25 protein-coding genes are annotated in these 25,635 nt (G+C 59.6%); 14 read left to right on the top strand and 11 right to left on the bottom strand.

What is annotated here, in order from left to right; all coding sequences use genetic code 11:
* Positions 1-47 precede the first annotated feature (47 nt).
* Genes J7400_RS17380 through J7400_RS17390 form a run of 3 tightly spaced genes read right to left on the bottom strand, consistent with a single transcriptional unit; the run spans position 48 to position 2,306 of the window.
* Positions 48-1,382: an MATE family efflux transporter gene (locus J7400_RS17380; RefSeq protein WP_209065355.1), complete on the bottom strand. Its 1,335-nt coding sequence runs from the start codon at positions 1,380-1,382 to the stop codon at positions 48-50.
* The gene (locus J7400_RS17385; protein ID WP_209065356.1) at positions 1,375-1,884 is read right to left on the bottom strand and encodes a PaaI family thioesterase; all 510 of its coding nucleotides are present in this window, start codon (positions 1,882-1,884) and stop codon (positions 1,375-1,377) included. The genes J7400_RS17380 and J7400_RS17385 overlap by 8 nt, the downstream gene beginning before the upstream one ends.
* Positions 1,884-2,306: a PaaI family thioesterase gene (locus tag J7400_RS17390; protein ID WP_209065357.1), complete on the bottom strand. Its 423-nt coding sequence runs from the start codon at positions 2,304-2,306 to the stop codon at positions 1,884-1,886. The genes J7400_RS17385 and J7400_RS17390 overlap by 1 nt, the downstream gene beginning before the upstream one ends.
* A gap of 118 nt (positions 2,307-2,424) precedes the next feature.
* Between J7400_RS17390 and J7400_RS17395 the strand changes: the two genes are divergently transcribed.
* The 7 genes from J7400_RS17395 to J7400_RS17425 all read left to right on the top strand — a co-directional run bounded on the left by J7400_RS17395 (position 2,425) and on the right by J7400_RS17425 (position 9,936).
* A complete protein-coding gene (locus tag J7400_RS17395; protein ID WP_209065358.1) occupies positions 2,425-2,805 on the top strand; it encodes a MerR family DNA-binding transcriptional regulator in 381 nt (126 codons plus the stop codon).
* Between the two features lie 324 nt (positions 2,806-3,129).
* Positions 3,130-3,531 (top strand): MerR family DNA-binding transcriptional regulator, encoded by a 402-nt coding sequence (locus J7400_RS17400; RefSeq protein WP_209065359.1) that lies wholly within the window; start codon positions 3,130-3,132, stop codon positions 3,529-3,531.
* A 48-nt stretch (positions 3,532-3,579) separates the two neighbouring features.
* Positions 3,580-5,355 carry an acyl-CoA dehydrogenase C-terminal domain-containing protein gene (locus tag J7400_RS17405; RefSeq protein ID WP_209065360.1) on the top strand — a complete coding sequence of 592 codons (1,776 nt, stop codon included), beginning with the start codon at positions 3,580-3,582 and terminating at the stop codon, positions 5,353-5,355.
* Positions 5,356-5,420: 65 nt separating this feature from the next.
* Complete coding sequence (locus tag J7400_RS17410) at positions 5,421-5,633, top strand: hypothetical protein (protein WP_209065361.1); 213 nt, start codon at positions 5,421-5,423, stop codon at positions 5,631-5,633.
* 205 nt (positions 5,634-5,838) lie between these two features.
* On the top strand, positions 5,839-6,477 hold the full coding sequence (locus J7400_RS17415) for a glutathione S-transferase family protein (protein ID WP_209065362.1): 639 nt from the start codon (positions 5,839-5,841) through the stop codon (positions 6,475-6,477).
* Between the two features lie 24 nt (positions 6,478-6,501).
* Positions 6,502-7,713 (top strand): acetyl-CoA C-acetyltransferase, encoded by a 1,212-nt coding sequence (locus J7400_RS17420; RefSeq protein ID WP_209065363.1) that lies wholly within the window; start codon positions 6,502-6,504, stop codon positions 7,711-7,713.
* 24 nt (positions 7,714-7,737) lie between these two features.
* Positions 7,738-9,936 (top strand): 3-hydroxyacyl-CoA dehydrogenase NAD-binding domain-containing protein, encoded by a 2,199-nt coding sequence (locus J7400_RS17425; protein ID WP_209065364.1) that lies wholly within the window; start codon positions 7,738-7,740, stop codon positions 9,934-9,936.
* A gap of 91 nt (positions 9,937-10,027) precedes the next feature.
* Here J7400_RS17425 and J7400_RS17430 read toward each other — a convergent pair whose 3' ends face one another.
* Positions 10,028-10,735 (bottom strand): Hint domain-containing protein, encoded by a 708-nt coding sequence (locus J7400_RS17430; protein WP_209065365.1) that lies wholly within the window; start codon positions 10,733-10,735, stop codon positions 10,028-10,030.
* A gap of 321 nt (positions 10,736-11,056) precedes the next feature.
* Here J7400_RS17430 and J7400_RS17435 point away from each other — a divergent pair, with 321 nt between their 5' ends.
* From J7400_RS17435 to J7400_RS17450, 4 genes are all read left to right on the top strand, one after another.
* Positions 11,057-12,685, top strand: a complete 1,629-nt coding sequence (locus tag J7400_RS17435) for an AMP-binding protein (RefSeq protein WP_209065366.1) — start codon at positions 11,057-11,059, stop codon at positions 12,683-12,685.
* Between the two features lie 137 nt (positions 12,686-12,822).
* On the top strand, positions 12,823-13,533 hold the full coding sequence (locus tag J7400_RS17440; RefSeq protein WP_209065367.1) for a DUF484 family protein: 711 nt from the start codon (positions 12,823-12,825) through the stop codon (positions 13,531-13,533).
* Positions 13,530-14,444, top strand: coding sequence for a tyrosine recombinase XerC (locus J7400_RS17445; RefSeq protein WP_348540192.1), 915 nt, complete (start codon positions 13,530-13,532; stop codon positions 14,442-14,444). The genes J7400_RS17440 and J7400_RS17445 overlap by 4 nt, the downstream gene beginning before the upstream one ends.
* A gap of 306 nt (positions 14,445-14,750) precedes the next feature.
* Positions 14,751-15,134, top strand: coding sequence for a cupin domain-containing protein (locus J7400_RS17450; RefSeq protein WP_209065368.1), 384 nt, complete (start codon positions 14,751-14,753; stop codon positions 15,132-15,134).
* A gap of 15 nt (positions 15,135-15,149) precedes the next feature.
* Here the strand turns inward: J7400_RS17450 and J7400_RS17455 are convergent, their stop codons facing one another.
* The 5 genes from J7400_RS17455 to J7400_RS17475 are packed head-to-tail and all read right to left on the bottom strand — an operon-like array spanning position 15,150 to position 19,566.
* Positions 15,150-16,100, bottom strand: coding sequence for an NAD(P)-dependent oxidoreductase (locus J7400_RS17455; protein ID WP_209065369.1), 951 nt, complete (start codon positions 16,098-16,100; stop codon positions 15,150-15,152).
* A 57-nt stretch (positions 16,101-16,157) separates the two neighbouring features.
* On the bottom strand, positions 16,158-16,934 hold the full coding sequence (locus J7400_RS17460) for an aspartate/glutamate racemase family protein (protein ID WP_209065370.1): 777 nt from the start codon (positions 16,932-16,934) through the stop codon (positions 16,158-16,160).
* 4 nt (positions 16,935-16,938) lie between these two features.
* Entirely contained in the window at positions 16,939-18,108 is a 1,170-nt protein-coding gene (locus J7400_RS17465) for a Xaa-Pro peptidase family protein (protein WP_209065371.1), read from the bottom strand.
* Positions 18,101-19,153: a pyridoxal-phosphate dependent enzyme gene (locus J7400_RS17470; protein ID WP_209065372.1), complete on the bottom strand. Its 1,053-nt coding sequence runs from the start codon at positions 19,151-19,153 to the stop codon at positions 18,101-18,103. The genes J7400_RS17465 and J7400_RS17470 overlap by 8 nt, the downstream gene beginning before the upstream one ends.
* Complete coding sequence (locus J7400_RS17475) at positions 19,150-19,566, bottom strand: acyl-CoA thioesterase (protein WP_209065373.1); 417 nt, start codon at positions 19,564-19,566, stop codon at positions 19,150-19,152. The genes J7400_RS17470 and J7400_RS17475 overlap by 4 nt, the downstream gene beginning before the upstream one ends.
* 192 nt (positions 19,567-19,758) lie before the next feature.
* Between J7400_RS17475 and J7400_RS17480 the strand changes: the two genes are divergently transcribed.
* The gene (locus tag J7400_RS17480) at positions 19,759-20,217 is read left to right on the top strand and encodes an Lrp/AsnC family transcriptional regulator (RefSeq protein ID WP_247738896.1); all 459 of its coding nucleotides are present in this window, start codon (positions 19,759-19,761) and stop codon (positions 20,215-20,217) included.
* Positions 20,218-20,247: 30 nt separating this feature from the next.
* On the opposite strand, the gene J7400_RS17485 is transcribed toward J7400_RS17480, so the two are convergent.
* Both J7400_RS17485 and J7400_RS17490 read right to left on the bottom strand, forming a co-directional pair.
* Positions 20,248-20,523 (bottom strand): helix-turn-helix transcriptional regulator, encoded by a 276-nt coding sequence (locus tag J7400_RS17485; protein WP_209065374.1) that lies wholly within the window; start codon positions 20,521-20,523, stop codon positions 20,248-20,250.
* Between the two features lie 112 nt (positions 20,524-20,635).
* Positions 20,636-21,394: a DeoR/GlpR family DNA-binding transcription regulator gene (locus J7400_RS17490; protein ID WP_209065375.1), complete on the bottom strand. Its 759-nt coding sequence runs from the start codon at positions 21,392-21,394 to the stop codon at positions 20,636-20,638.
* Positions 21,395-21,552: 158 nt separating this feature from the next.
* On the opposite strand from J7400_RS17490, the gene glpD reads away from it, so the two are divergent.
* On the top strand, positions 21,553-23,136 hold the full coding sequence (glpD, locus tag J7400_RS17495) for a glycerol-3-phosphate dehydrogenase (RefSeq protein WP_209065376.1): 1,584 nt from the start codon (positions 21,553-21,555) through the stop codon (positions 23,134-23,136).
* Between the two features lie 187 nt (positions 23,137-23,323).
* Positions 23,324-25,540 carry an NADP-dependent isocitrate dehydrogenase gene (locus tag J7400_RS17500; RefSeq protein ID WP_209065377.1) on the top strand — a complete coding sequence of 739 codons (2,217 nt, stop codon included), beginning with the start codon at positions 23,324-23,326 and terminating at the stop codon, positions 25,538-25,540.
* Positions 25,541-25,635 lie beyond the last annotated feature (95 nt).

Here is a 25,635-nt window from a genome sequence, read left to right on the forward strand (position 1 = left end):
ACCGACCGAACGCGCGTCGCGGTTTTGTTACAATGAAATCAGAGTGTTCAGGCCGCTTTGGCCTCAAGCGCCGGATAGCGCAGCCCCAAGGTGATGCCCCGCGCCACAAAGCTGATCAGCAGCGCAAGCCACAGCCCATGGTTTGCAAAACCCGGCAGAAGCACCAGCACCGCACAGAGGTACACCAACGCCGAGATGAACATCATATTGCGCATTTCACGGGTTTGCGTGGCACCGATAAAGATCCCATCGAGCATCCAAGCCGCCACCCCAAGTGTGGGCGCGAACACCATCCACGGCAGATAGATACGCGCCTCTGCGCGCACTTCTGGCGAGGTCGTCATCACATCTATGATCCATCCGCCGGTGAGCGCAAACGTGAGCGAAAGAAGGATCACGCAGACCACGCCCCACAGGCTTGACATCACAGAGGCTCTGCGCAGGGTTTGTCGGTCTTTTGCCCCAAAGGCCTGCCCGACCAACGCCTCCACGGAAAAGGCGAACCCGTCCAGCGCGTAGGCCGTGATCTCCAGAAACTGCAAGAGCACCTGATTGGCGGCCAGGGTCACATCGCCAAAGTCCGCCCCGAGAAAGAGAAAGGACATGAAAATGCCCTGCAGCAGCAAAGAACGCAGCAGGATATCGCGGTTGACCGTGGCCATTTCACGCAAAGCGGCGGCGTCAAGGATGCGTGCGCGCTCTTTCCAGGCGGGGTTAAGGAACACATCCCGACACAACCACACCGCCAACATGGCGCCCGTGACCTCGGCAATCACTGTGGCGGTGGCCACGCCACCAACGCCCCATCCAAGCCCCAGCACGAACCACAGATCGAGCAGTATATTGAGCCCGTTCATCCAGAGCTGGACCGCCAGAACAGCCTTGGTCCGCTCATGCGCAATCAGCCAGCCAGTCAGCCCGTAGATTGCGATTGCGGCCGGCGCCGACCAGACGCGGATGTGCAGGTATTGCTGGGCAAGCCCCTCTACCTCCGGCGAGGCCGGAGAAAGCCAGAACGCGGCGCGGAACAGCCAGACCTGCCCAGTAATCACCAACAGGCCACCCGCAAGACCGATCATCACGGCGCGGGTGAGCATCGCAGCCACCTCGCCCTGCCGCCCAGCCCCGATCGCCTTGGCCGTCAGACCTGTTGTGCCCATCCGCAGAAACCCAAAGATCCAGTAAAGACCCGCCAGAATGATCGCGCCGATCCCGACCGCACCGATGGGCGCGGCCTCTCCCATCTGCCCCACGACTCCAGTGTCGACCGCTCCAAGGATCGGCACGGTGGCATTGGACAGAACAATTGGCAGCGCCGTGTGCAGAATGCGACGATGCGTGATTTCACCCACCCCGCCCGCAGAGGGCGCGCTGTCAGTCATCCCGCTGAGGCATCAGAAAGTGCCCGGTGGCCTGCGCAAAAAGCACGTCTCGCTGATCCTGCCAGGCTTCGACATGCACGGAGGCATAGCGTCGGCCAGATCTGTTCACCCGCGCCCGCGCGTAGGCATCACGCGGCAAGCCAGAACGAAGATAGTCCACCGTGAAATCAATGGTTTTTGGCATGCGCGGCAGATGGCCCTCCGTGAGGCCTTCCATAGTGATCCGCCCGCTTTCGATGTCATCCCAAAGGCCGGACCACGCCAGACCAATCACGGCCGTGGTTTCAAGAAACCCCGCAGTGACGCCGCCATGAATCGCCGGTAGTAGCGGATTGCCGATCAACTTGTCGTCAAACGGCAAAATCGCGGTGAGCTCATCGCCGCGGCGCTCGAATTCAATGCCGAGAAAATTGATATAAGGCACGCCATGCACCAGCGCACTCAGCGCTGCATCACGGCGTTGCTTTACCACCTGAACCGGTTCCGGACGTGCGCGGGCCATCATTTACGCTCCACTGTAAAGGCACCAGTGGCCGTGGCCACCGGGCGATCTGTGTCATCATCCGTCGCGGTCGCGCGCACAAAGGCGACCGAGCGCGTGATGCGGTAACACTCCGCCGTGGTGCGGATTGTTTGCCCCGGTGTTGCCGCGCGCATGTAGTCGATGCGCAGATCAATTGTGGCTGTGCCGGAGGGCGATGACGGGTGGCACATCGCCGCTGCACCGCAGCAGGTGTCCATCAGCGCAGAAACGGCACCGCCATGCAAAACGCCGGTTTCGGGATCGCCTACGATTTTGGAATCATAGGGCAACTCCATGGACGCTTTGCCATCTCCGATGTCCGTGAGCTTCATATTGAGCGCTTTACAATGGGGAATCGCATTTATGAAATGCTCCGCCATCTTTGCCTTTTGTGAGTTCATGCTCCGCCTCCCGCAATCATCGGACTATTTATGAGCGGCAAATTCAATCAGCCGCAAGGGGGCGGTTGCTCTCGCTGCAGATGCAAACTAAGTTTGCGGTCGCAAGGAGACCACGCCAATGACTGATACTCGCCTATCTTTCAAAGAAATGTGCACCAAGTTCGATGTGACCCCGCGCACGCTTCGATATTACGAGTATATTGAACTATTGCATCCTGAGCGCTCCGGTCGCAGCCGCTTCTTCGGCCCCAAAGAGGTCGCCCGGATGACTTTGATCATGCGTGGCCGTCGATTTGGAATCAAATTGGAAGACATCCGCCAGTGGCTTCTGATCTACGAACATGAGGGCACATCGGCGCAAATGCAGGCTTTTGTGGACATGGCGGACCGCCAGTATGCAGAGCTGGAAGAGCAGCGCCTTGCGTTGGAAGAGGCGATGCGTGAACTCAAAGAGCTGCGCGATGAGACCGCCGCTTTTCTTGTGAAAGATAACGGTTAAGGCACGGCGCCTAACCCCTCCATGCTGCATGATGATTTGGGCTGCGCAACTCGCGCGGCCCTTTTATTTTTGGGCGCGTGCGTTCAATCGCCTGTGTGGCCGATCATGTGAATTGCTCACAATATCAACGCAAAACCCGGCGCCCTGAGCAAAATCGAGCGGATCGGATGCCACGCGCGCGCACCAAATCGTGAAATCGGAAATGATCTAACGTCACTTTAATTTATGACGTGACGTCTTACTTACGTTAACGTCAAGTGGTATAGTATCGCCATTCCCGAAGCCCATTTTGTTCCTCAACTTCCTTCAAGAAAGGACGCAATTATGAGCGAAGAAACGATGACCATCCGCGAGATGTGTGACGCCTTTGACGTAACACCTCGCACTCTGCGCTTTTACGAAGCCAAGGAACTGTTGTTCCCCATTCGAGAAGGCCAGAAACGTCTGTTCACCAAACGTGACCGCGCACGCCTGAAGCTGATCCTGCGGGGCAAACGCTTTGGTTTTTCCCTCGAAGAGATCCGCCAACTTCTGGATCTCTACGACATGGGAGACCAGCAAGCGACCCAACTGCAGCGCACCTATGAAGTGGCTCAGCAGCGCCTGCAGGACATGGAAGAACAGCGTGATGAGCTCACCGAAGCCATCGACGATTTGCGTGAGCAATTGAAATGGGGCGAGAGATTTCTCGCTGACCTCGACACACATAAAGACGCTGCGCAGTAAGCGCGCCGCCAAGACCTCCGTATCGGATCACCCAAAGGGAAGAGCTCAATGCCAACATACACCGCACCCGTGAAAGACCTTCAGTTTGTCCTTCACAACGTTTTAAATGTCTCCGGTTCCGACATCCCCGGCTACAACGAGCTGGAAGCTGACTTCACCAGCGCAGTACTGGAAGAAGCAGGCAAACTGACCGGCGAAGTGCTGGCGCCACTGAACGTTGTGGGCGACCATGAAGGCTGCCGTCTGGAAAACGGCGTTGTCTACACGCCGACCGGCTTCAAGGATGCGTTTGAGCAGGTCAAAGAAGGCGGCTGGACCGGCCTTGATATGCCGGAGGAATACGGCGGGCAGAACATGCCATATGTTCTGGGCACCGCGGTTGGCGAGATGTTCTCGGCCTCCAACCAAGCCTTCACCATGTATCAGGGCCTGACCCACGGCGCCGCGGCGGCGATCCTTGCCCACGGCACCGATGAGCAGAAGAACAAATGGCTGCCCAAGATGGTCTCCTGTGAGTGGACCGGCACCATGAACCTGACCGAGCCGCATTGCGGCACCGATCTGGGCCTGATGCGCACCAAGGCGGAACCACAGGACAACGGTACCTATAAAATCTCCGGCCAGAAGATCTTTATCTCAGCCGGTGACCACGACATGGCCGACAACATCGTGCACCTCGTGCTTGCCAAAGTGCCTGGTGGCCCTGAAGGCATCAAAGGTGTGTCGCTCTTCATCGTACCAAAGTTCCTTGTGGACAATGAAGGCAACATCGGCGCACGCAATGGCGTGTCCGTGGGCAGCATCGAAGAGAAGATGGGCATCCACGGCAACTCCACCTGTGTGCTGAACTATGACGAAGCCGAAGGTTACCTGATTGGGGATCTGAACAAAGGCATGCGTGCCATGTTCACCATGATGAACGAAGCGCGTCTTGGTGTGGGCATGCAGGGTCTGGCACAGGCGGAAGCCGCGTATCAGAACGCTCTGATCTATGCCAAAGACCGTCTGCAGGGCCGCGATGTGACCGGCGTGAAAAACCCGGACGGTCCAGCCGATCCGCTGATCGTGCACCCAGACATTCGCCGCTCCCTGATGGATCAGAAATCCTTTGTGGAAGGCGCGCGTGCGTTCATCCTCTGGGGCGCCACCATGATCGATAAGGCGCACCGCAGCAATGACAAGGACGCAGATGGCCTGATCTCCCTGCTGACCCCTGTCATCAAAGGCTTCCTGACCGATGAAGGCTATGACATGACCGTCAAGGCACAGCAGGTCTACGGTGGTCACGGCTACATCGAAGAATGGGGCATGAGCCAGTTCACCCGTGATGCCCGTATCGCCATGATCTATGAAGGCGCAAACGGTGTTCAGGCGCTGGATCTTGTGGGTCGCAAACTGGCCGCAGATGGCGGCAAGCACGTGATGGCCTTCTTTGAAATCGTCAAAAACTTCTGCAAGGAAAATGGCGAAGACGAAGCGCTGAAAGACTTCATCGAGCCGCTGAAAGCCGCTTCCAAGGACCTTCAGGCCGCAGGCATGTACTTCATGCAAGCTGGTATGAAGAACCCCAACGATGCGCTCTCCGGGTCCAATGACTTCATGCATCTCTTTGGCCATGTTTGCCTGGGCCTGATGTGGGCGCAGATGGCAAAAGCGGCCAATGCGGCGCTGGCCGCCGGCGAAGGCGACGCAGCGTTCTATGAAACCAAGCTTGCCACCGGCCGCTACTACATGGCACGTCGTCTGCCTGCGACCGGTATGCATCTGGCGCGCATCCAGTCCGGCGGTGACACCGTCATGGCGCTGGCGGCCGAAAACTTCTGATGCACTGGTTGGGCGGGGGCTTCCCCGCCCGCTGCTTCAGGAACTGGCGTCTCTAAGGAGGACAGATGCCCAAACGTTTTCGCCTGACCCGCCGTTTCCCGGTCGCCATGACCGAGGATGGCTACCGCAAACTCAAGAGCTTTGCGACAGAAGCGGGATTGGATGAAGGCGAGGCGCTCTCCTTTCTGTTTGAGAATTTTGACGCGGTTACAGACACCGATCAGCTGGCGCATCGCTTGCGCCAGTTCAATGCAACTCTGGATGCGAGAAAACGGTGATGGGAGCGATTGTGGCGCATCTTCTACAAGCTTCGCCCTCATTTACAGCCGGTGGCTGCCTTCGGAGAGAGTATTTTTGGCAGAATGAAGCAATGGTGCCAACCCTCGGGCAACCTAAGCGCGCCTCTTCATTCTGCCCAAAGTACTCCAGGGGAGTTTGGGGGTGCGACACCTCCAACCCGCGATATGCCAAGGGGAGGACGGCATGACGATCAAACTCTATTGCTTCGGGGAATCCGGGCATTCCTACAAGGCCGCGCTGGCGCTGGAGCTGTCGGGCCTTGCCTGGGAACCGGTGAAAGTCGACTTCTTCGCAGGAGAGACACGTGGCGAGGACTTCCGCGCCAATGTGAACGAGATGGGCGAAGCGCCTGTGCTCGTGGACGGTGACACAACGCTCACGCAATCTGCGGTTATTCAGGACTATATCTCTGAAAAATCGGGCAAACATGGCGGCCAGAACGCTGCGGAACGCCGCGAGATCCTGCGCTGGCAGTTCTGGGACAACCACAAGCTCAGCGCTGTGGCCGGTGTGACCCGCTTCCTGATGCATCTGATCCCGGCAGACAAGCAGCCCAAAGAGGTGATCGCCTTCAATCAAAGCCGCCTGACCGGCGCCTATGATGTGCTCAACACACATCTTGAGGGACGTGACTGGATTGTCGGCGACAGCCTGACCAATGCCGACATGACCTGCTGCGGCTATCTGTTTTACCCGGAGAACTTCGGGTTTGATCGCGCCGACTGGCCCAATATGGACCGTTGGCTGACCAATATTTCTGAAACACCGGGATGGAAACATCCCTACGACCTGATGCCCGGCCGCCCAAGCGACCGAGCCTGATTTCGCCTGACATAGGAGACCAAAATGACCGAAGCCTATATCTATGACGCCGTGCGCACCCCGCGCGGTAAGGGCCGCAAAGACGGCAGCCTGCATGAGGTGACTTCCGTTGCCCTCTCAACCACCGTGCTCAACAACCTGAAATCCCGCAACAACCTCGAAGGCCACGCGGTCGAGGATGTGATCTGGGGCAATGTGACCCAGGTGAAGGAACAGGGCGGCTGTCTGGCTCGTACCGCGGTTCTGGCCTCCGAGCTGGATGAAATCATCCCCGGTCTGGCGATCAACCGTTTCTGCGCATCCGGCATGGAAGCTGTGAACCTCGCCGCCAACCAGATCAAAGGCGGCGCAGGCGAAGCCTATATCGCTGGTGGTGTGGAAATGATGGGCCGCGTGCCGATGGGCTCTGACGGTGCTGCGATTGCCGTAGATCCATCGGTCGCGATGAACACCTACTTTGTGCCTCAGGGCATCTCTGCAGACATCATCGCAACCGAATACGGCTTCACCCGTGAGCAGGCGGACCAGCTGGCGATGGAATCTCAGCGCCGCGCCGCGCAGGCCTGGGACGAAGGCCGTTTTGACAAATCCATCGTGGCTGTCAAAGACATCAATGGGCTGACCATTCTGGACCGCGACGAATACATGCGTCCGGGCACTGACATGCAGTCCCTCGGCGGCCTGAAGCCAGCGTTCAAAGAGCAAGGCGAAGTGATGCCGGGCTTTGATAAACTCGCGATCATGAAGTACCCGCACCTGAACAAAATCAACCACATCCACCACGCGGGCAACAGCTCCGGCATCGTGGACGGGGCTGCTGGCGTTCTGGTGGGCAACAAAGAATTCGGCGAGAAATACGGCATCAAGCCGCGCGCCGTGATCAAGCAGACCGCAAAAATTGGTCTGGACCCAACCATCATGCTGACCGGTCCGGTGCCTGCCACTCAGAAAATCCTCAAGGATTCCGGCATGCAAATCAGCGACTTCGACCTGTTTGAAGTCAACGAAGCCTTTGCATCCGTTGTGCTGCGTTTCCAGCAGGCCTTCGACGTGGATCCAGAGCTGGTGAACGTAAACGGCGGCTCCATCGCGATGGGTCACCCACTGGGCGCGACCGGCGCGATCATCATCGGCACGCTGCTCGACGAACTGGAGCGTCAGGACAAAGAAGTTGGCCTCGCCACGCTCTGCATCGCCTCCGGCATGGGTGCAGCCACCATCATCGAACGCGTGTAATCCGCCGACAACAGGATAAGAGACATGACTGATTTCACAATGAACGTCGGCGACAACGGTGTCGCCATCATCACCTGGGACGTGGCTGACAAATCCATGAACGTCCTGCGCCGTGACTCATTTGGCGAGCTGGACGCGCTGATTGATGAAGTGCTGTCCAACGACGACATCAAGGGCGCGGTGATCACCTCTGGCAAGAGCACCTTTGCGGGCGGCATGGATCTGAACGTGCTGGGCACAATCCGTGCGGACGCAGGTGACGAGCCCGCCCAGGCGCTGTTTGACTTCACCATGACCGGCCACAAATTCCTGCGCAAAATCGAGCGCGCGGGTATGGATCCGAAGACCAACAAAGGCGGCAAGCCAATTGCAACCGCCCTGCCCGGCACCGCGCTTGGCATTGGCCTGGAGATCCCGCTGGCCACACACCGCATCTTTGCGGCTGACAACCCGAAGGCCAAAATTGGTCTGCCGGAAATCATGGTTGGCATTTTCCCGGGAATGGGCGGCACCACCCGCTTTATCCGTATGATGGGCGCAATGGCGGCCTCCCCCTTCCTGCTGCAAGGCAAGCTGGTCGACCCAAAGAAAGCCAAGGCAGCGGGCATCATCCACGAAGTGGTGGACGATCCAGTGGCCACGGCAACCGAATGGGTTCTGAACGCAACCGACGCGGACATCGTGAAACCTTGGGACGCCAAAGGCTACAAAATGCCAGGTGGCGAGCCTTATCACCCAGCAGGCTTCATGACCTTCGCGGGCGCATCTGCCATGGTCAACGGCAACACCTGGGGCGTGTACCCAGCCGCCAAAGCCATGCTGTCTGCGATCTATGAAGGCGCACAGGTGCCATTTGACACCGCCCTGAAGATCGAAGCGCGCTGGTTTGTGAACGTGCTGATGAACCCGTCTTCCTCTGCGATGATCCAGTCTTTGTTCATCAACAAGGAAGCACTGGAAAAAGGCGCAAACCGTCCGGACGTTGCGGATGAGACCGTCAAGAAAGTCGGCGTTCTGGGCGCGGGCATGATGGGTGCGGGCATCGCGCTGGTTTCGGCGCAGGCCGGCATCGAAGTTGTGCTGATCGACACCTCGCAAGAGGCGGCAGACCGCGGCAAATCCTACTCCGAGACCTTTCTCGACAAGGGCATCAAGCGCGGCAAGATCACCGCAGAGAAGAAAGAGGCCGTGCTGGGGCAGATCACTGCAACCACCGATCTCAACACCCTCTCTGACGTCGATCTGATCATCGAAGCGGTGTTTGAAGACGTGGGTGTGAAGGCCGAAATGACCAAAAAGGTCGAGGCGATCATCCCTGAGGACGCCATCTTTGCCTCCAACACCTCCACCCTGCCGATCACCGGTCTGGCCGAGGCATCCGTGCGCAAAGATCAGTTCATCGGCATCCACTTCTTCTCCCCTGTGGAGCGGATGGCTCTGGTTGAGATCATCAAAGGCAAAGAAACCGGCCCACGTGCCGTTGCCAAGGCGCTCGACTATGTGCGTCAGATCAAGAAGACCCCGATCGTTGTGAACGACGAGCGTTTCTTCTATGCCAACCGCTGCATCATCCCTTACATCAACGAAGGCACGATGATGGCTGGCGAAGGTGTGTCCCGTCCACTTCTGGACCACGCAGCACAGCTGCTTGGCTTCCCGGTTGGTCCAATCCAGCTGGTGGATGAAACCTCTTTGGATCTCGGCGCAAAGATCGCCAAAGCCACCATGGCTGCGATGGGCGATGCCTATCCTAAGTCCGTTGCTGACGATGTGACCTTCTGGATGGTGGAAGAAGGCCGTCTGGGCCGTAAGGCGAAAGCTGGCTTCTTTGACTATGACGAAAAAGGCAAGCGTCTGGATTACTGGGAAGGTTTCAACGAGAAGTTCCCTCTTCTGGAAGAACAGCCAGAGCTGATCGACGTGCAGCACCGTCTGCTGTTCCCTCAGGTTCTGGAAGCTGTGCGCTCTTTGGAAGCGGGTGTTCTGGAAGACATCCGTGAAGGTGACGTGGGCGCGATCCTTGGCTGGGGCTTCATGCCTTGGTCCGGTGGCCCGTTCAGCTGGCTCGACATCGTGGGTGCAGCCTGGGCAGCAGAGCGTTGTGACCAGCTGACCGCGAAATATGGCGAGCGCTTCTCCTGCCCGCCGCTGCTGCGCGAAATGGCAGAGAAGGGTGAAACCTTCTACGGCCGTTTTGGCCCAGAAGCAAAAGCGGCTGCGTAATTATCGCAGACTGATGACAAGAAGCGCTCGCCCTTTGGCGGGCGCTTTTTTGTTGTGAAAGAAGAAATTTAGAAAGTGCTGTGCGGCGTGACTATGCGGCGCGGCGCAGCTCCTCCGGGTTGCCGTAGACGGCCTGCACTGAACCGCTTTGCAAAAGCGCCTTGGCCTCAAGGACCGGCATCAGGTTGTAATTGGCAGCACGGCCAAAGCGGGGCTGCACACCGGCCCGCACACCCCAGATAGATTGGGAAAACAACAGGGCACCGCCGTTGACAAACACCATCTGATCTTCGGCAAAAGCGGGCAGATAGGCTCTCAATTCATCTGCGGGCTCAAGCCGGGAAACGCCCTCAAAAATCTCCAGCGCAGCGCCGGGGATGACCGCAAACGGATCGCCCCATTTGTCGCGCACAGTTGGGCTTTCGATCAAGACGCCCTGATGTGGTTGCACGATCATGTCCTGACGATTGTCCAAAGTGCCCTTGGGCACCAGCAATGGCCGCAACTTGTTTGGTGTCAGCTGTTCAGGCGACAGGATCAGATCCGATGACATCGCCATAATGCGCTGAAATCCGGCGTCAAAGGTGAGCACTTCGTCACCCACGCTCAGGCTTTCGACCGTCGCCCAGCCGCCGGGTGTCGCCACCCGCGTGCCCTGCACAAATCCACAGCCTGCCGTGATCAGAACAGGCCGTATCCCCGCAGCCTGTTTGCGCGCAGCCAAGGCCTTGATCGCCTTATCACGAATTGATCCCACCGGATGTTCCATCGGCACCGTAAAGTCCCCAACGCTTTCCATAAATCCACTGCACGCCCCCACTGAGGAAGCAATGCGCCCCAAATGCGATTGTTTTGTGTCAGTGTTGAAAAAGTGTGAACAATCTCAGCCGCTTAAATATCATTCATTCCAAACTTATTATAAATCACGTCCGAACGATGGCGGCGAAATGGTGCCGCGCCGCAAATCTGCCGCGTCAAAAGCCGAATTTGACGCTCCACTGAATCACACTCCGTGCCGCCCGGACGCCAAAGTTTCTTGATCGAGATGCGGTTAACGGGTTTCTATTCGAAGACCAAAAAACAAACCGCTGAAACGGTGGACGACAAGGAGGATGCGTCGATGGGTTGGATGGCAGATGAAACTGGCTTGGAAAAATGCGCTGCAAATTTTGTGCCGCTCACACCGCTTTCGGGACTAAAACGCGCGGCGACGGTGTTTCCCAACCGCATTGCGATGGTGAGTGGCGACACCCGACTGACCTACAAAGACTACCACGAAAGCTGCACGCGACTGGCCTCTGGCCTTGCCAACCTAGGTGTGGCCTCAGGCGATGTTGTCGCCACGCTGTTGCCCAACGTCCGCGCAGCCGCTGAGGCGCATTTTGGAGTGCCTGCCTGCGGTGCGGTGCTCAATGCCATCAACATCCGGCTCGATGTGCACACGGTGGCCTATATCTTTGGGCACGGCGAAGCCAAGGTTGTGCTCGTAGACAGCGCTTTTGTGGCGCTTGCAGAGGCCGCCATAGCAGAGATGGGCGGCGATGGCCCAACGATTGTCGAGGTGCCAGATGACGCCGCAGGCTTCCCGGCGAGCGGTAAATACATGACCTATGAGGCGCTGCTGGCGTCCGGAGATCCGGCGTTTGACTGGATCATGCCGCAGGATGAGTGGGAGAGCATCGCGCTGAACTACACCTCCGGCACCACGGGCCAGCCGAAGGGTGTGGTGTACCACCATCGCGGCGCTTATCTGAATGCGATGGGGCAGGTTCTGAGCTGGCAGATGACGCTCTATCCTGTGTATCTGATGGTGGTGCCGCTGTTTCATTGCAACGGCTGGTGCCACACATGGCTGATGCCCATGATGGGGGGCACGCTGATCTGCTGTCGCGACGTTGCCGCAAAGCCGATCTTTGATGCCATCGCCGATGAAGGCGTGACCCACATGGGAGGCGCGCCGATTGTCCTCAATATGATGGTGAACGCCCCGGAGGAAGAGCGCCGCAGCTTTGATCATGTGGTCGAAGTCTTCACAGCAGGTGCGCCACCTGCCCCTGCCATATTGGCCAAGTTCGAACCCATGGGCTTCAACGTGACCCAGATCTATGGGCTGACGGAAGTCTACGGCCCTGTCACCGAATGCCTGTGGGACGACACCCGTTGGGACGGGTTGGACACAGCAGAGCGTGCTGCGATCAAAGCACGACAGGGTGTGACGATGCCCTTCATCGAAGAGGTGACTGTCACCAACGAAAAACTGGAACAGATTGAGATGGATAGCGTCTCGGATGGCGAAATCATGATCCGTGGCAACGCCGTTATGAAAGGCTATCTGAAGAACCCGGAGGCGACCCGAGAGGCCTTTGCCGGTGGGTATTTCCACTCTGGCGATATCGCAGTGCAGCACCCCGACAGCTATATCCAGATCACGGATCGCGCCAAGGACATCATCATTTCCGGCGGTGAAAACATCAGCTCTGTCGAAGTGGAGGCGACGCTGATGCACCATCCTTCTGTTAGCCTGGCGGCGGTGGTGGCCAAGCCTGATGAGAAATGGGGCGAAGTGCCCTGTGCCTTTGTCGAGCTGTTGGAAGGCGCGGACGCGGAAGAAGCGGAGGTGATCGCCTTTGCCCGTGAGCATCTGGCGGGCTTTAAGACACCAAAGAAAGTTGTGTTTGGCGAATTGCCAAAGACCTCGACCGGCAAAATCCAGAAGTTTGCACTGCGGGAGCAGGCCAAGTCGCTTTAGAGCCTCCCGCCCCACTAAGGTGCCGCTCGAAACATTTTTGCGCCAATGCTCCCCCTTCGGCGGATTGGCGCAAAAAGTTGAGGCATTTGGCAGAACGCTCTGGTAGACTCTGGGCAACGACCGTAAATGGCACCGATATGAGCAGCACTCCTAAGATTGAAGACGGGTTGCGTGAGAAAATCATCTCGCAGCCGGATGTGATCCTTGAAGATCGCGATCTGATGCGCGCGTTGATCGCGGCAAATGAAAAGACCATGGGCGGCAATATTGTCGACCTGCGTGGCATTGCCATGGAACGTCTTGAAGCGCGTCTGGATCGGCTGGAGGACACCCACCGCAGCGTGATTGCGGCGGCTTATGACAATCTGGCGGGCACCAATCAGGTGCATCGTGCGATCCTGCGGATGCTGGATCCGGTGGAATTTGAACGGTTCCTCCATGATCTTGGCGGCGAAGTGGCCGATATTCTGCGTGTGGACGCGATCCGGCTGGTGCTGGAAACCGAGCAGGAAACCGAAGGCGACAACGCTCTGGCGCGGCTTGGCGATGTGCTGTCAACAGCGGCGCCGGGGTTTGTCGAGGATTACCTGACCGGTGGGCGCAACATACCACAACGACAGGTCACGTTGCGCCAGGTGCAGGGCGTGCGCACGGAGGTCTATGGCGAGGACAGCGACTGGATCCGCTCAGAAGCCTGTCTGAAACTGGACTTTGGCAAGGGCCGCCTGCCGGGATTGTTGGTGATGGGCGCGGAGGATCCGCATCAGTTCACACCGCAACAAGGCACTGATTTGCTGGCGTTTTTCGCTGGTGTCTTTGAGCGCGCCATGCGCCGCTGGCTGGCGTGATCAGCGCCGCAGCGTCTGACGCGATCACGCGCTTTCTGGCCCATAAGGCCGCATTGGAGGCGGCCTCAAACAACACCATCGCCGCCTATGAGCGCGATCTTATTGAATTCATGAGCTTTCTGACCCTGCATAAGGGCGAACCTCAGGGGCTTGCGCCTTTGATGCAGGTGTCTGTGCAGGACATGCGCAGCTGGATGGCGAACGCGCGAAAAACCGGAATTGCGCCGCGCTCGCTGGCGCGTAAGCTCTCGGCAGTAAAGAGTTTTTTCCGCTGGCTTGCGGAGCGGGAAGGCTGTGATCCAACCGCGGTTCTGGCGACGCGCGCGCCCAAATTCAATGCCAAGCTGCCGCGCCCGCTGTCTGAGGATGCGGCCAAGCAAGTGCTTGAAACCGTTGAGCTTCAATCCAAAGACGATTGGGTCGGGGCGCGGGACACCGCGGTGATCACCCTGCTCTACGGCTGTGGTCTGCGGATTTCTGAGGCGCTGAGCCTGACCGGCGCAGATGCCCCTTTGCCCAGCACATTGCGCATTCTCGGCAAAGGCGGCAAGGAGCGGATCGTGCCCGTATTGGACGCGGCGCGGGTGTCGGTTGACCATTATATTTCCCTTTGCCCTCATGATCTTAGCCGGGATGCGCCGTTGTTTCGCGGCGTGCGTGGCGGCCCTTTGAGTGCGCGAATTGTGCAAATGGCCATGCAGAAGACACGGCAACAGCTGGGCTTGCCCGCGACCGCCACCCCCCATGCGATGCGGCACAGTTTTGCCACCCATCTGCTCAGCGCCGGTGGTGATTTGCGCGCCATTCAGGAGCTGTTGGGACATGCCTCCCTTGCGACCACGCAGACCTATACGCAGGTCGATGCGGCGCGTCTTATGGAAGTCTATAACGCCACCCATCCGAAGGCGTGAGCGTCCAAAGGTTAATGGCGAAAATCGCCTGTTTTGAACGTCGGTATTGCGTCTGTATCGCGGCTGTATCGCGGAGGTGCGAAAATCGGGGCCTAAAATGGTTAACCGGGCGACATCGCAGGGGGTTGAGGGGCCAGCCCCTCCACCGCAGCAAGCTGCGCGGGGCTCCGCCCGTTCGCCGCTAAAACTGTCCACCGGACAGTTTTTGAGACGCGGCTCACCCCCGGGATATTGAGGGAATGAGAAGACTGAGCGATGCTGCGCCCGTATTTTGCTATTGGTGCCAAATGCTCAAGGAGGTCTCATATGAAAGAAACCGTGCTACCCGATGTCCCAGATGCCAAATCGCCCGCCGGTGCCGACATTCGTTTCATTATGGATGGCACCACGGGGAATATGATCCACAGCACCGTTCCCCCGGGCCAGATCAACAGGGCAACCGTTCATCGGAGCGTCAGCGAGTTCTGGTACGTTCTGGAAGGAGAGGGGGAGATCTGGCGGCGTGACGAGCGCGAAGAAAGAGTGACCTCCCTCGCGCCCGGTGTGTCGATTGATATCCCCGTGGGAACCGCGTTTCAGTACCGTTGCGTCGGAGAGGTTCCGTTGAAGTTCATATGCATCACCATGCCGCCATGGCCGGGCGATCAAGAAGCCTCTCATGTTGACGGGGCATGGGCGCCAACCGTCTAACCAATCGCTCTCTTTTTAACCGCGCCCTTGGGGCACAACCTCATAGCCGGGCTCTTCGGGCTCATCATCCACCATCTCAGGCGGGAAGCCGGGGGCCAACACGGAAAGACCGGTGGCCTCCTCCAACCGCTTGATGATGTTGGGGCTGAGCTCTCTGTCCCCAAAGCGCGCGATGGCGTCATCAAACATCGCGATCATCAGCGGGTTGAGCTCCAGCGGCACGCCGGCGCGGTCGGCCACATCCTGAAACAGGCCAATGTCCTTTTTGACCAGATCCATGGTGAACGAGATGTCGCGGGAACCGTTTAGGATGACCTGACTTTCGGTTTCGTGGCTGAAGGAATTGCCGGAGCTGATCTTGATCGCCTCATAGGCGGTGTTGAGATCCATACCGGCAGCGGCGCAGGTGGTGAGCGCCTCGGCACTGGCCACGAGATGCGCGGTGGCGAGGTAGTTGGTGACCACTTTGAGCACAGAGGCCGAGCCGAGATCACCGGTGTGCAGCACACGCCGCCCCATGGTGGTCAGCAGCGGCAGGATGCGTTCAAAGGTGGGACGGTCACAGCCTGCGAAGATGGAGATATTGCCGGTATCCGCGCGGTGGCAGCCGCCTGAGACGGGGCAATCCACAGCCGCGCCGCCTGCGGCGATGACAAGCGCGCCAAGGCGCTTGGCCTCGGCTTCATCGGTGGTGGACATTTCCATCCAGATTTTGCCGGGACGCACTTCTGAGAGCATCTCCTGCATCACCGCATCTGAGGCGGCGGGGGACGGCAGGCAGGTGATGACCACATCACAAAGGCGCATCAGCTCTGCCGGGCCGGAGACCGCCTTGGCCCCGTCGGCCAGCTTGTTCGCCACAAGATCGACGTTCAGATCATGGACATAAAGCTCTTTGCCATTTCTAAGCAGGCTGCCGCTGAGTTTGCCGCCCACATTGCCCAATCCGATAAAGCCGATTTTCATGATCTCTCCCGCATTTTGATTGCCCCCAGCCTGTGCGGGGGGTGTCAGCAGATCAGGTCAAGGAGCGACATTTGTGGCGTTTTTTGCTGATGTTTGGGCAAAGAGCTGCCCCGGTGCCTCCGGCGAAAGCGGCGCACCGGAGAGCTGCGCCATGTGCCAGGCGAGCACAGAATTGGAACTGAGAACTGGTTTGTTGAGCGTGGCCTCCAGATCGGCGATCACATCCAGTGTCTGCAGGTTGGTGCAGCTGAGAAAGACGGCATCAACGGCCTGTTGCCCAATCTTGAGGGCAGCGGATTTGACAGAGTCTGCGGTGATGCGGGCGACGTTTTCCTCCCCTGCCTCGCCAAAGGAAACCAGCGCGGGCACCGAGATGCCTGCGGCCTCAAAGGCGCGCTGCACGGGGAGGGAGACCTCTGCCACATAAGGCGTGACCATGCCGAGGCGCGTGATGTTGAGCGCGCGGCAGGCGGCGATGGCGGCGGTGAGCGGGTCGGTCACCGCGGGGGTGTTTACGCCCTGTTGCACCAGCCCAGCGACTTTGGCGGCCCCGATCATGGTGGTGCCGGAGGTGCAGCCGTAGCCGACCGCATCAAAGCGGGCGGCAGGCGGAAAGAGCGCGGCGCTGGCAGGCAGGGTTTCGGACATTTCCTGCAACGTGTCGGTGGTGACTTCGGCACCGGACGGCACACGGCTGGTGTAAAGCGCGAGGTCGCGGGAGGGGAAGAGGCGGCGAAAATCCTGTTCCAGCGTTTCGTCAAATTTGAGCACGATGAGGCCCAATGTGTGGTGACCAGAGGCGGGTGTGCCGAGCGTGAAGGGGACGGTGTCCATAGGGTTACCTCAGGATCGGGAGGGCGGTGGGGGCGCGGGTGGAGAGGAGCTCGCAACCATCCTCGCGCAGGACGATGTTTTCCTCATGAACCTGAAAGACGCCGGGGGCGATTTCCACGCCCGGCTCCAGCGTGAGTACCATGCCAGCGCGCAGCTCCGTGGTGTCATGCGGGGTGAAACTGGGCCATTCGGTGAGCGTGATGCCAAGGCCGTGGCCGAGCCGCCCGCCGCCGGGGGTGGCACCCTGCGCGGTGAGGCTGTCGACAAACATGGCGTGCACATCGCAGGCGCGGTGACCCGGGCGCAGGGTGGCAAGCACGTGGTCGGTGGCTTGGTAGAGTTGATCGTAGGCACGTTTGGCGGCGTCATCGGCGCGGGTGATGGCGAAGTTACGGTCAAAATCGCAGAAGTAGCCATCCAGCACTGCGCCGGTGTCGAGCATGAGGATGTCACCTGCGGTGAGGTGCTGATCGCCAGCGGGTGAGATGACATCGCCGTAGCCGCCCTGCCCTGCGCCGCCAGCGGTGTAGCTGACCCAATCGGCACGTTCCTCCAGCAGCACTCGCTGAAAATCACGGAAGACCTGCGCGTGGGTGCGGCCCTCAGCGGCGTATTCCGCGATGCGGGCAAAAGCGCGGTCAGCCACCGCGCAGGTGGCGCGGATTTTGGCGATCTCGGTCTCTGATTTGATTTCGCGGGTGCGCTGGACGGTGTCGGTGGCGTCGACAAAGCGGCGGGGTGCGAGGGCTTGGGTGAGAGTGGTGTAATCGGCAAGCGGCATGCGCAGCTGGGTTTCAAGGCCCATGGGCAGGCCGATGGCGCCGGTTTCAGGGACGATTTCGGCAAGGGTATCGCTGAGCAGGCTGATGCCATCATCGCCCGGAAAGGGGGCGTCCCATGTGCGGATGTCGGTGATCCATGTTTTGCTCATGAGGTCTGCGCCGATGGCGGGGATCACAGCGATGGGAGTGCCGCTGGCCGGGATGAGGACAAACCACGGGCGGGCGGGGCTTTCCCAGAAACGGGTGAGGAAGCCGGTGGTGTAGAAGATGTCGGCGGCAGAGGTGAGCAGCAGGGCGGAGTGACCTGCGCGGGCCATGGCGCTTTGCAGGCGGGAGATACGGGCCGCGAACTCGTCAGGGGGGAAACCGCGGGCTGGCATCGGCTCAGACATCTTCCGGCCCTTCGCTGACGATGGTGAGGATGCGGGCGTCTGCGCCGAGATGCGGGCGCTTGAGCAGCGCGGCAGCGACACCGGCCACACCGGAGGGGGTGCTGGCGATGCCGTGGGCTTTGAGGGTTGCGACAGCCACGCGGGCCTCTTCTTCAGAAATGGTCACGAAGGTGTCGGCATCCGCCGCCAGACCATTGAGCGCCACCATGGAGGCGGTTTTGCAATCCAGACGGCCCATATCGGAAACGGGTCCGGTTGTGTCCACAAGCTGGCCTGCGCGGATGGATTCGATCAGCGCGGGGGCGGCTTCGGGCTCCACCACGGTGATCTGCGGCGCATCTCCCCAAGTGGCGCGGGCAAAGGCGGCGACGGCGGCGGCGAGCCCGCCAACACCGGCCTGCAGAAAGATATGTGTGGGCGACGCGGGGATTTGCGCGGCGGCTTCCGAGGCCATTTGCAGATAGCCTTCCATGACGCGGTAGCCCGACGCCTCATTGCCTGACCATGTGCTATCCGAGAGCAGCGTCCAGCCATTGGCCTCTGCCGCGGCTTCGGCGGCAGCCATGCTGGCCTCATAATCATCACCTGCCCAAGCGACCTCTGCCCCCTGTGCCTCAAGGCGGGCACCAAAGGCGGCGGGGACCGTGTGGGCGAGATAGATCACCGCCTTAGCCCCGAAGATGCGCGCGCCCGCCGCAACGGACATGCCGTGATTGCCTGCCGAAGCGGTGACATAGGTGCGGCCCGTCAGGGCTTTGGACCAGTCGGAAGGGTCTGTGCAGGCCGCGTCGTGGGCGATGGCGTAGGCTGCGCCGAGCGCTTTGAAGGAGCCAAGGCCCATGCGGCTGCGCTCGTCTTTGATGTGGAAACTGGCCACCCCAAGCTTGGCTGCAAGATCGGCCATATCGCGCAGCGGGGTTTCCGCGTGGGCCGGACAAAGTGCAAGCAGCTCGGCCACCGCTGCGGCATCCCGGCTGGGGAGCGTATCAGATTGACGGGTCGGGAGGCCTTGGCTGCGAAAGGGGTTGGCTAGGGTGTCGGTCATGGGGTTGGGGGACTTTCCAAAAGGGATTTCAGACGTGCCACCTCCCCTGCCCGCATCCGGCCATCGCGCATTTCAAACAACGCGCGCACTTCGGTGCCCTCAAAGGCGAGATCCTCTCCGACATATCCGAGATGGGACAGACGGTAAGATTTGGCGGCCCAATCGGTGATTTCCATGCGGATGGTCAGCAGATCGCCATCCCTGAGCGGGCGGCGGTATTTGGCTTGGGTTTCCATGAGGCCAAGACCCTTTGCCCCGAGGTGCGCACAGACCGCAGTGTGGCCGCCATAGGTTTGCAGAAACCGCTGAAAGGTGCCGTCCATCCACCGGTAGATATTGGGGTAGTAGACGATGCCCGCCGGATCGCAGTCGCCAAAGACAACGTGGTGGTGGTGCTCATGAGTGAAGCGCATGGGTTGGTTCCGATTGTGGCCAGTTCATCGGCCAGATTGGGTGGCGCGGGCGGGAATGGCAATGATTGCTTTGGGTTGACAGAAGAGAGGTGCAGAGCCGAGGGTAGCGCCAAGATTTGGGCATCCTGCCCTGAAATTGGCAAATGAGAGGCAATGTGCTCTCATTTTCAAATATGAGCGACCAAATTGGCCATGACATTGGATGACACGGACAGGCGGCTGCTGACCGCGCTGCAAAAGAACAACCGGCTGACCGCAGATGAGCTGGGAGAGATCGCGGGGGTCTCACGCTCCGCCGTGCAGCGGCGAGTCACGCGGCTGCGGGAGATTGGCGTGATTGAAGCGGATATTTCGGTGGTGTCCGCCAAGGCCGTGGGGCGGCCCATGACCTTAATTGTGGAGGTCGAAATGGAGCGGGAACGCACGGATCTTTTGGATGAGTTCCGCCGCTCGATGCTGCAGCTGGATGATGTGCAACAATGTTACTACGTCACCGGACAGGCGGATTTTATTCTCGTCGTCACCGCGCTGGACATGACGGCCTATGAAGAGTTCAGCCGCCGGGTGTTCAACGACAACCCGAACATTCGCCGGTTTCACAGCAATGTGGTAATTGACCGCGTCAAAGCCGGGCTGCAGGTGCCAGTTTAGGGCCGCTGGCAGACGCGGCCCGAGACAAACCTAGCTGCAGCAGCTGCAAGATGAGGTTTTGGCTACCGGTTGCAGATCATCCTCGATCAACGGCAACTCGCCAGTGAGCGCGAGCGCGGGGATGCCAAGCGCGCCAGCGATGCGGATCACCGTCGCCTCCGGCAGGACTGCACCGTTGGAGGCGGTTTCAAGCTTGGTCAATTGACGCTCTGTGAGGCTGGTGAGTTTGGCAAGCTTGGGGCGCCCGAGCTTGCGCGCCTTGCGCACGGATTTCAAACGCTGAGGATCAATGGTGAGCTCGGTCACGGGGGCACCTGTCTGCAGAAAATGTGATAGTGTTACATAGGCCCGCGCAGACCGAAAGCCAAGTGGATCTGATGGCCCCGTGCGCCTTTGCCAGACACTGCTGTCTGCCAGCCTAGCCGCTTTCCTGCACGCGGATGGTTTTCTCTGCGCAGATGGCCTGTAGCGCCTCAGGCAGCGCGTCGGTGAACAGGCGGTCTACTTCAGCAAAATCGAAGATCCGCGCGGGGGCGTTGCGTTGGAATTTGCTGTGATCGGCCAAAAGCCAGGTTTCGCGTGCGCCCAGATGCGCGGCCTGCGACACCGCGATTTCATCCATGGCAAAGTCATAGGCTGCGCCGTCCGCGGAAATCGCAGAGCAGCCTAGAATGGCGTAATCAAAGGCAAAATCACGCACCATACGCTCTGCGATGGGGCCAACAAGCCCGCCATCTTCGGGGCGAGGTTTGCCGCCGGTCAGCAGGACGTCACAACGTTCGTTACCGGACAGAATCTGCGCCACATTGAGGTTGTTGGTGACCACCAGCAAGCCGTCATGACCCAGAAGCGCGCGGGCCAGCGCCTCGGTGCTGGTGCCGATGTTGATGAAAAGTGCTGAGCCATTGGGGATCTCCGCCGCGCAGGCCTGAGCCATGGCGACTTTTGCCTCTGCGTTCACACGGCTGCGCTCTTCATAGGCGATGTTGCGCACACCAGAGGGCAGAACCGCGCCGCCATGCACACGCTCAAGCCGCCCGGCGTTGGCGAGCTGGGTGAGATCGCGGCGGATGGTCTGCACGGTCACATCAAAATGCGCGGCCAGTCCTTCAACGGTCACTTTGCCCTCTGTGCGGGCGATTTCGAGGATTTCACGGTCGCGGAAACTGCTGTACATGTTCGGTTATCTTCGTTTTACGATTTCAGCCGTGGCAGGGTTTTTGTGAATTTACAATGAAAACCTACGTGGCAGAGGTGGTTTTTCTTGACTCTCAGATGCGAAAATGTTCGAAGGTGCGCGAAAATGTTCGTAAGCGTTCCGCGAAAGGGAATCCCATGACAGCGCAGGCAGACAGCACCGTAGATCTCTTTGTGATCGGGGGCGGCATCAACGGATGCGGCATCGCGCGGGATGCGGTGGGCCGTGGCCTCTCTGTCGAACTGGCAGAAATGAACGATCTGGCCTGGGCGACCTCCTCGGCCTCCACCAAACTGTTTCACGGCGGGCTGCGCTATCTGGAGTATTTTGAGGTGCGTCTGGTGCGTGAGGCGCTGATTGAGCGGGAAACCCTGCTGCGCGCGATGCCGCATATCAGCTGGCCGATGCGCTTTGTGCTGCCGATGCATAAGGACATGCGGTTTGACAACGACACGCCGACGTCGCGCATCCTGTCGCTGGCCATGCCGTGGATGAAAGGCCGCCGCCCCAGTTGGCTGATCCGTTTGGGCCTCTTTATGTATGACAACCTGGGGGGGCGCAAAATTCTGCCCGGCACGCGCACCGTGGATCTGAAATCTGACGAAGCGGGCAAGCCGCTGAAAGACAAATTTGCCAAAGCGTTTGAATATTCCGATTGCTGGGTCGAGGACAGCCGTCTGGTTGTTCTGAACGCGCGTGATGCCGAAGCACGCGGCGCAACGATCCATACCCGCACCAAGGTGCTCTCTGCGACGCGCACCGATGGTCTGTGGCAGATCGAAATGGAAGATGTGGAGACCGGCGCCCGCCGCACGGCCCGCGCCAAGGCGCTGGTGAATGCGGGTGGCCCGTGGGTGGCTGATGTCATTCAAGGTGTGCTGAAACAGAATTCTTCTGCGGGCGTGCGTCTGGTGCGCGGCTCCCACATTGTGACCAAGCGCCTGTTTGATCACGACCGCTGCTATTTCTTCCAGGGTGAGGACGGCCGCATCATCTTTGCCATTCCTTATCAGGAAGATTTCACGCTGATCGGGACCACCGATCAGGAGCACACCAACGCCGATGAAGCCCCGGCCTGCACCGATGAAGAGGCGCAGTATCTGTGTGATTTCGCCTCAAACTACTTTGAGAAGCCGGTGACGATGGAGGACATTGTCTGGCGCTATTCCGGCGTGCGCCCGCTCTATGATGATGGCGCCTCCTCCGCGACCGCGGCGACCCGCGACTATGTGCTGAAGCTTGATGACAACGGCGCGCCGGTGCTCAATGTCTTTGGCGGTAAGATCACCACCTATCGCAAGCTGGCTGAGGCGGCGATGGCCAAGATTGTGCCGTTCTTCCCGGAGGCCAAAGCCCCGTGGACAGCGGGCGTGGCCATGCCCGGTGGCGATTTTCAGGTGCATGAGGTTGAAGGCAAGATTGCCGCGCTGCAAAGCCGCTATCCGTTCCTGACACCGGCTTGGGCCAAACGCCTGATCCGCGCTTATGGCACCGAGGCCGAAATCATGCTGGGCGACGCCAAAGAGGCGGCGGATCTGGGGATCGATTTTGGCGCAACCCTGACAGAGGCGGAAGTGCGCTGGCTGATGGAAAAGGAATATGCGCGGGCGGCCGAGGATGTGGTCTGGCGGCGTACAAAGCTCGGCCTGCGGCTCTCGGAGGCACAAATTGAGGCGCTCAACGCCCATATGCAGGCTGCGCGGCAAAAAGCCTCCGCCTGAGAGAGATCGCGGAATTGATCTTTGGCCGCATGCGGCCTATACGGAGCCCGCACGATGCCGTCGTGCGGGCTTTTAGCTGCCGCAAAAAGCACTCGACGGCGGAAGGACCACACGGATTACTTCGGGCATTCTGCCCAGAACCCGCAAATCTAGAGACACCCCTGACTTAAAAAAGGTTGTGATAAATATGGCTGATAACAAGACACCAGACATTCTGTATACAATTGTAGACGAAGCGCCGGAGCTGGCATCTGCCTCCTTCCTGCCGATCATCCGCAAGTTCGTGTCTGCCGCTGGCATCACCGTGGGCACACCGGACATTTCGCTGGCCGGCCGCATCATCGCAACCTTCCCGGAAAACCTGACCGATGATCAGCGCCAGTCTGATGATTTGGCCGCGCTTGGCGAGCTGGTGAAGACACCTGACGCCAACGTCATCAAGCTGCCAAACATCTCCGCCTCCGTGCCACAGCTGGTTGCCGCCATCGAAGAGCTGCAGGCGCAGGGCTACGACATCCCGGCCTACCCGGAAGATCCGCAGTCTGACGAAGAAAAAGCGATCCGCGCGCGTTATGACGGCATCAAAGGCTCCGCCGTGAACCCGGTGCTGCGTGAAGGCAACTCCGACCGTCGCTCCGCACGTGCAGTGAAGAACTTTGCGCAGAACAACCCGCACTCCATGGGTGCCTGGGCGTCTGACAGCAAAACCAAAGTCTCCTCCATGCCGGGCAACGACTTCTACGCAAACGAAGTTTCCGCGACCATCTCCGCCGATCAGGCCGGTGACGCGAAAATCGAATTTGTCGCCAAAGACGGCGCCGTGACCGTTCTGAAAGACGGCTGGCCGCTGGAAGAAGGCACTGTGGCTGACGCGACCTTCATGTCCGCGAAAGCGCTCGGCGCGTTCCTTGCTGACGCGATTGAGGACACCAAAGCTGACGGCACCATGTTCTCTCTGCACATGAAAGCCACCATGATGAAGGTCTCTGACCCGATCATCTTCGGCCACGCGGTCAAAGCATGGCTTGGCCCGGTTTGGGATGCGCATGGCGACGCCATCGCAGCGGCGGGCGGCTCCCCGAACTCCGGTCTGGGGGCTGTTCTGGCAGCCATCGACACGCTGGACAATGCCGAGGCGATAAAAGCCGAGATCGCTGCGCTGGAACGTCCTTCCATGTATATGGTGGACAGCGATAAGGGCATCACCAACCTGCACGTGCCGTCCGATGTGATCATCGACGCCTCCATGCCTGCCGTGATCCGCGCAGGCGGCAAAGGCTGGGATGAAGCCGGCAACAAGGGTGACACCAACTGTGTGATCCCTGATCGCTGCTACGCCTCTGTGTACGATGAGACCGTGAACTTCTTCAAAGCCAATGGCGCGCTGGATGTGACCACCGCAGGCTCCGTGGCCAACGTGGGCCTGATGGCACAAAAGGCGGAAGAGTACGGCTCCCATCCAACCACCTTTGAAGCGCCAGCAGACGGCACCATCCGTGTTGTTCTGGCCAACGGTGAAACGCTGCACAGCCACGACGTTGAGGCAGGCGACATCTGGCGCTCCTGCACCGTGAAGAAAGCGCCGATCGAGAACTGGATCGAACTGGCACTGGACCGTCAGCGCCTGACCGGTTCCGAGGCGATCTTCTGGCTGGACGCAAACCGCGCGCACGACGCAGAGCTGATCAAATACGTGAAACCTGCGCTGGAAGCGGCGGGCAAAGCGGACCTGTTCCAGATCCTCGCGCCACGCGAAGCAACGGCTCAGTCGCTGAAGACCATCACCGCAGGCAACGACAGCATCGCCATCACCGGCAACGTGCTGCGTGACTACCTGACCGACCTCTTCCCGATCCTTGAGCTGGGCACCTCTGCCAAAATGCTCTCCATCGTGAAGCTGATGCAGGGCGGTGGTCTGTTTGAAACCGGCGCGGGCGGCTCTGCCCCCAAGCACGTTCAGCAGTTGGTCGAAGAAAACCACCTGCGCTGGGACTCCATGGGCGAATTCTGTGCCCTTGGTGAAAGCCTGAACTTCCTCGCGGATGTCAAAGGCAACGCAAAGGCGGGTGTTCTGGGTGTCACTGCCGAAGCCGCAACCCAAGGCATTCTGGACGACAACCGCTCCCCATCCCGCAAAGTGGGCCAGCCTGACAACCGCGACAGCCACTATTGGTTCGCGCGCTACTGGGCAGAAGCGCTGGCCGCACAGTCTGATGACGCAGATCTCGCGGCAGAGTTCGCAGGCGTGGCCAAAGCGCTGGCAGAGGGCGAAGAGGCCATTCTGGCGGAGTTCGCAGCGGCGCAAGGCCCGGCAGCAGACATCGGCGGCTACTACCGTCCGTCTGTAGAGCTGAAAGCGAAAGTGATGCGTCCAAGCGCGACACTGAACGCGATCATCGACTAAGGTCGCCACGCCGTGAAAAACAAGAAAGCCGCCCATTTCTGGGCGGCTTTTTTAATGCGTCAGACGGAACTGCCTGTCGCAGTGTGTGGGTATTG

This window comes from Shimia sp. R9_2 (genome assembly GCF_017743735.1).
GTDB lineage: Bacteria > Pseudomonadota > Alphaproteobacteria > Rhodobacterales > Rhodobacteraceae > Shimia.

Excerpts from the sequence above, each read along its gene's own strand:
- J7400_RS17380 (WP_209065355.1), bottom strand. The coding sequence starts at position 1,382 with ATGACTGACAGCGCGCCCTCTGCGGGCGGGGTGGGTGAAATCACGCAT.
- J7400_RS17385 (WP_209065356.1), bottom strand. The coding sequence starts at position 1,884 with ATGGCCCGCGCACGTCCGGAACCGGTTCAGGTGGTAAAGCAACGCCGT.
- J7400_RS17390 (WP_209065357.1), bottom strand. The coding sequence starts at position 2,306 with ATGAACTCACAAAAGGCAAAGATGGCGGAGCATTTCATAAATGCGATT.
- J7400_RS17395 (WP_209065358.1), top strand. The coding sequence starts at position 2,425 with ATGACTGATACTCGCCTATCTTTCAAAGAAATGTGCACCAAGTTCGAT.
- J7400_RS17400 (WP_209065359.1), top strand. The coding sequence starts at position 3,130 with ATGAGCGAAGAAACGATGACCATCCGCGAGATGTGTGACGCCTTTGAC.
- J7400_RS17405 (WP_209065360.1), top strand. The coding sequence starts at position 3,580 with ATGCCAACATACACCGCACCCGTGAAAGACCTTCAGTTTGTCCTTCAC.
- J7400_RS17410 (WP_209065361.1), top strand. The coding sequence starts at position 5,421 with ATGCCCAAACGTTTTCGCCTGACCCGCCGTTTCCCGGTCGCCATGACC.
- J7400_RS17415 (WP_209065362.1), top strand. The coding sequence starts at position 5,839 with ATGACGATCAAACTCTATTGCTTCGGGGAATCCGGGCATTCCTACAAG.
- J7400_RS17420 (WP_209065363.1), top strand. The coding sequence starts at position 6,502 with ATGACCGAAGCCTATATCTATGACGCCGTGCGCACCCCGCGCGGTAAG.
- J7400_RS17425 (WP_209065364.1), top strand. The coding sequence starts at position 7,738 with ATGACTGATTTCACAATGAACGTCGGCGACAACGGTGTCGCCATCATC.
- J7400_RS17430 (WP_209065365.1), bottom strand. The coding sequence starts at position 10,735 with ATGGAAAGCGTTGGGGACTTTACGGTGCCGATGGAACATCCGGTGGGA.
- J7400_RS17435 (WP_209065366.1), top strand. The coding sequence starts at position 11,057 with ATGGGTTGGATGGCAGATGAAACTGGCTTGGAAAAATGCGCTGCAAAT.
- J7400_RS17440 (WP_209065367.1), top strand. The coding sequence starts at position 12,823 with ATGAGCAGCACTCCTAAGATTGAAGACGGGTTGCGTGAGAAAATCATC.
- J7400_RS17450 (WP_209065368.1), top strand. The coding sequence starts at position 14,751 with ATGAAAGAAACCGTGCTACCCGATGTCCCAGATGCCAAATCGCCCGCC.
- J7400_RS17455 (WP_209065369.1), bottom strand. The coding sequence starts at position 16,100 with ATGAAAATCGGCTTTATCGGATTGGGCAATGTGGGCGGCAAACTCAGC.
- J7400_RS17460 (WP_209065370.1), bottom strand. The coding sequence starts at position 16,934 with ATGGACACCGTCCCCTTCACGCTCGGCACACCCGCCTCTGGTCACCAC.
- J7400_RS17465 (WP_209065371.1), bottom strand. The coding sequence starts at position 18,108 with ATGTCTGAGCCGATGCCAGCCCGCGGTTTCCCCCCTGACGAGTTCGCG.
- J7400_RS17470 (WP_209065372.1), bottom strand. The coding sequence starts at position 19,153 with ATGACCGACACCCTAGCCAACCCCTTTCGCAGCCAAGGCCTCCCGACC.
- J7400_RS17475 (WP_209065373.1), bottom strand. The coding sequence starts at position 19,566 with ATGCGCTTCACTCATGAGCACCACCACCACGTTGTCTTTGGCGACTGC.
- J7400_RS17480 (WP_247738896.1), top strand. The coding sequence starts at position 19,759 with ATGACATTGGATGACACGGACAGGCGGCTGCTGACCGCGCTGCAAAAG.
- J7400_RS17490 (WP_209065375.1), bottom strand. The coding sequence starts at position 21,394 with ATGTACAGCAGTTTCCGCGACCGTGAAATCCTCGAAATCGCCCGCACA.
- glpD (WP_209065376.1), top strand. The coding sequence starts at position 21,553 with ATGACAGCGCAGGCAGACAGCACCGTAGATCTCTTTGTGATCGGGGGC.
- J7400_RS17500 (WP_209065377.1), top strand. The coding sequence starts at position 23,324 with ATGGCTGATAACAAGACACCAGACATTCTGTATACAATTGTAGACGAA.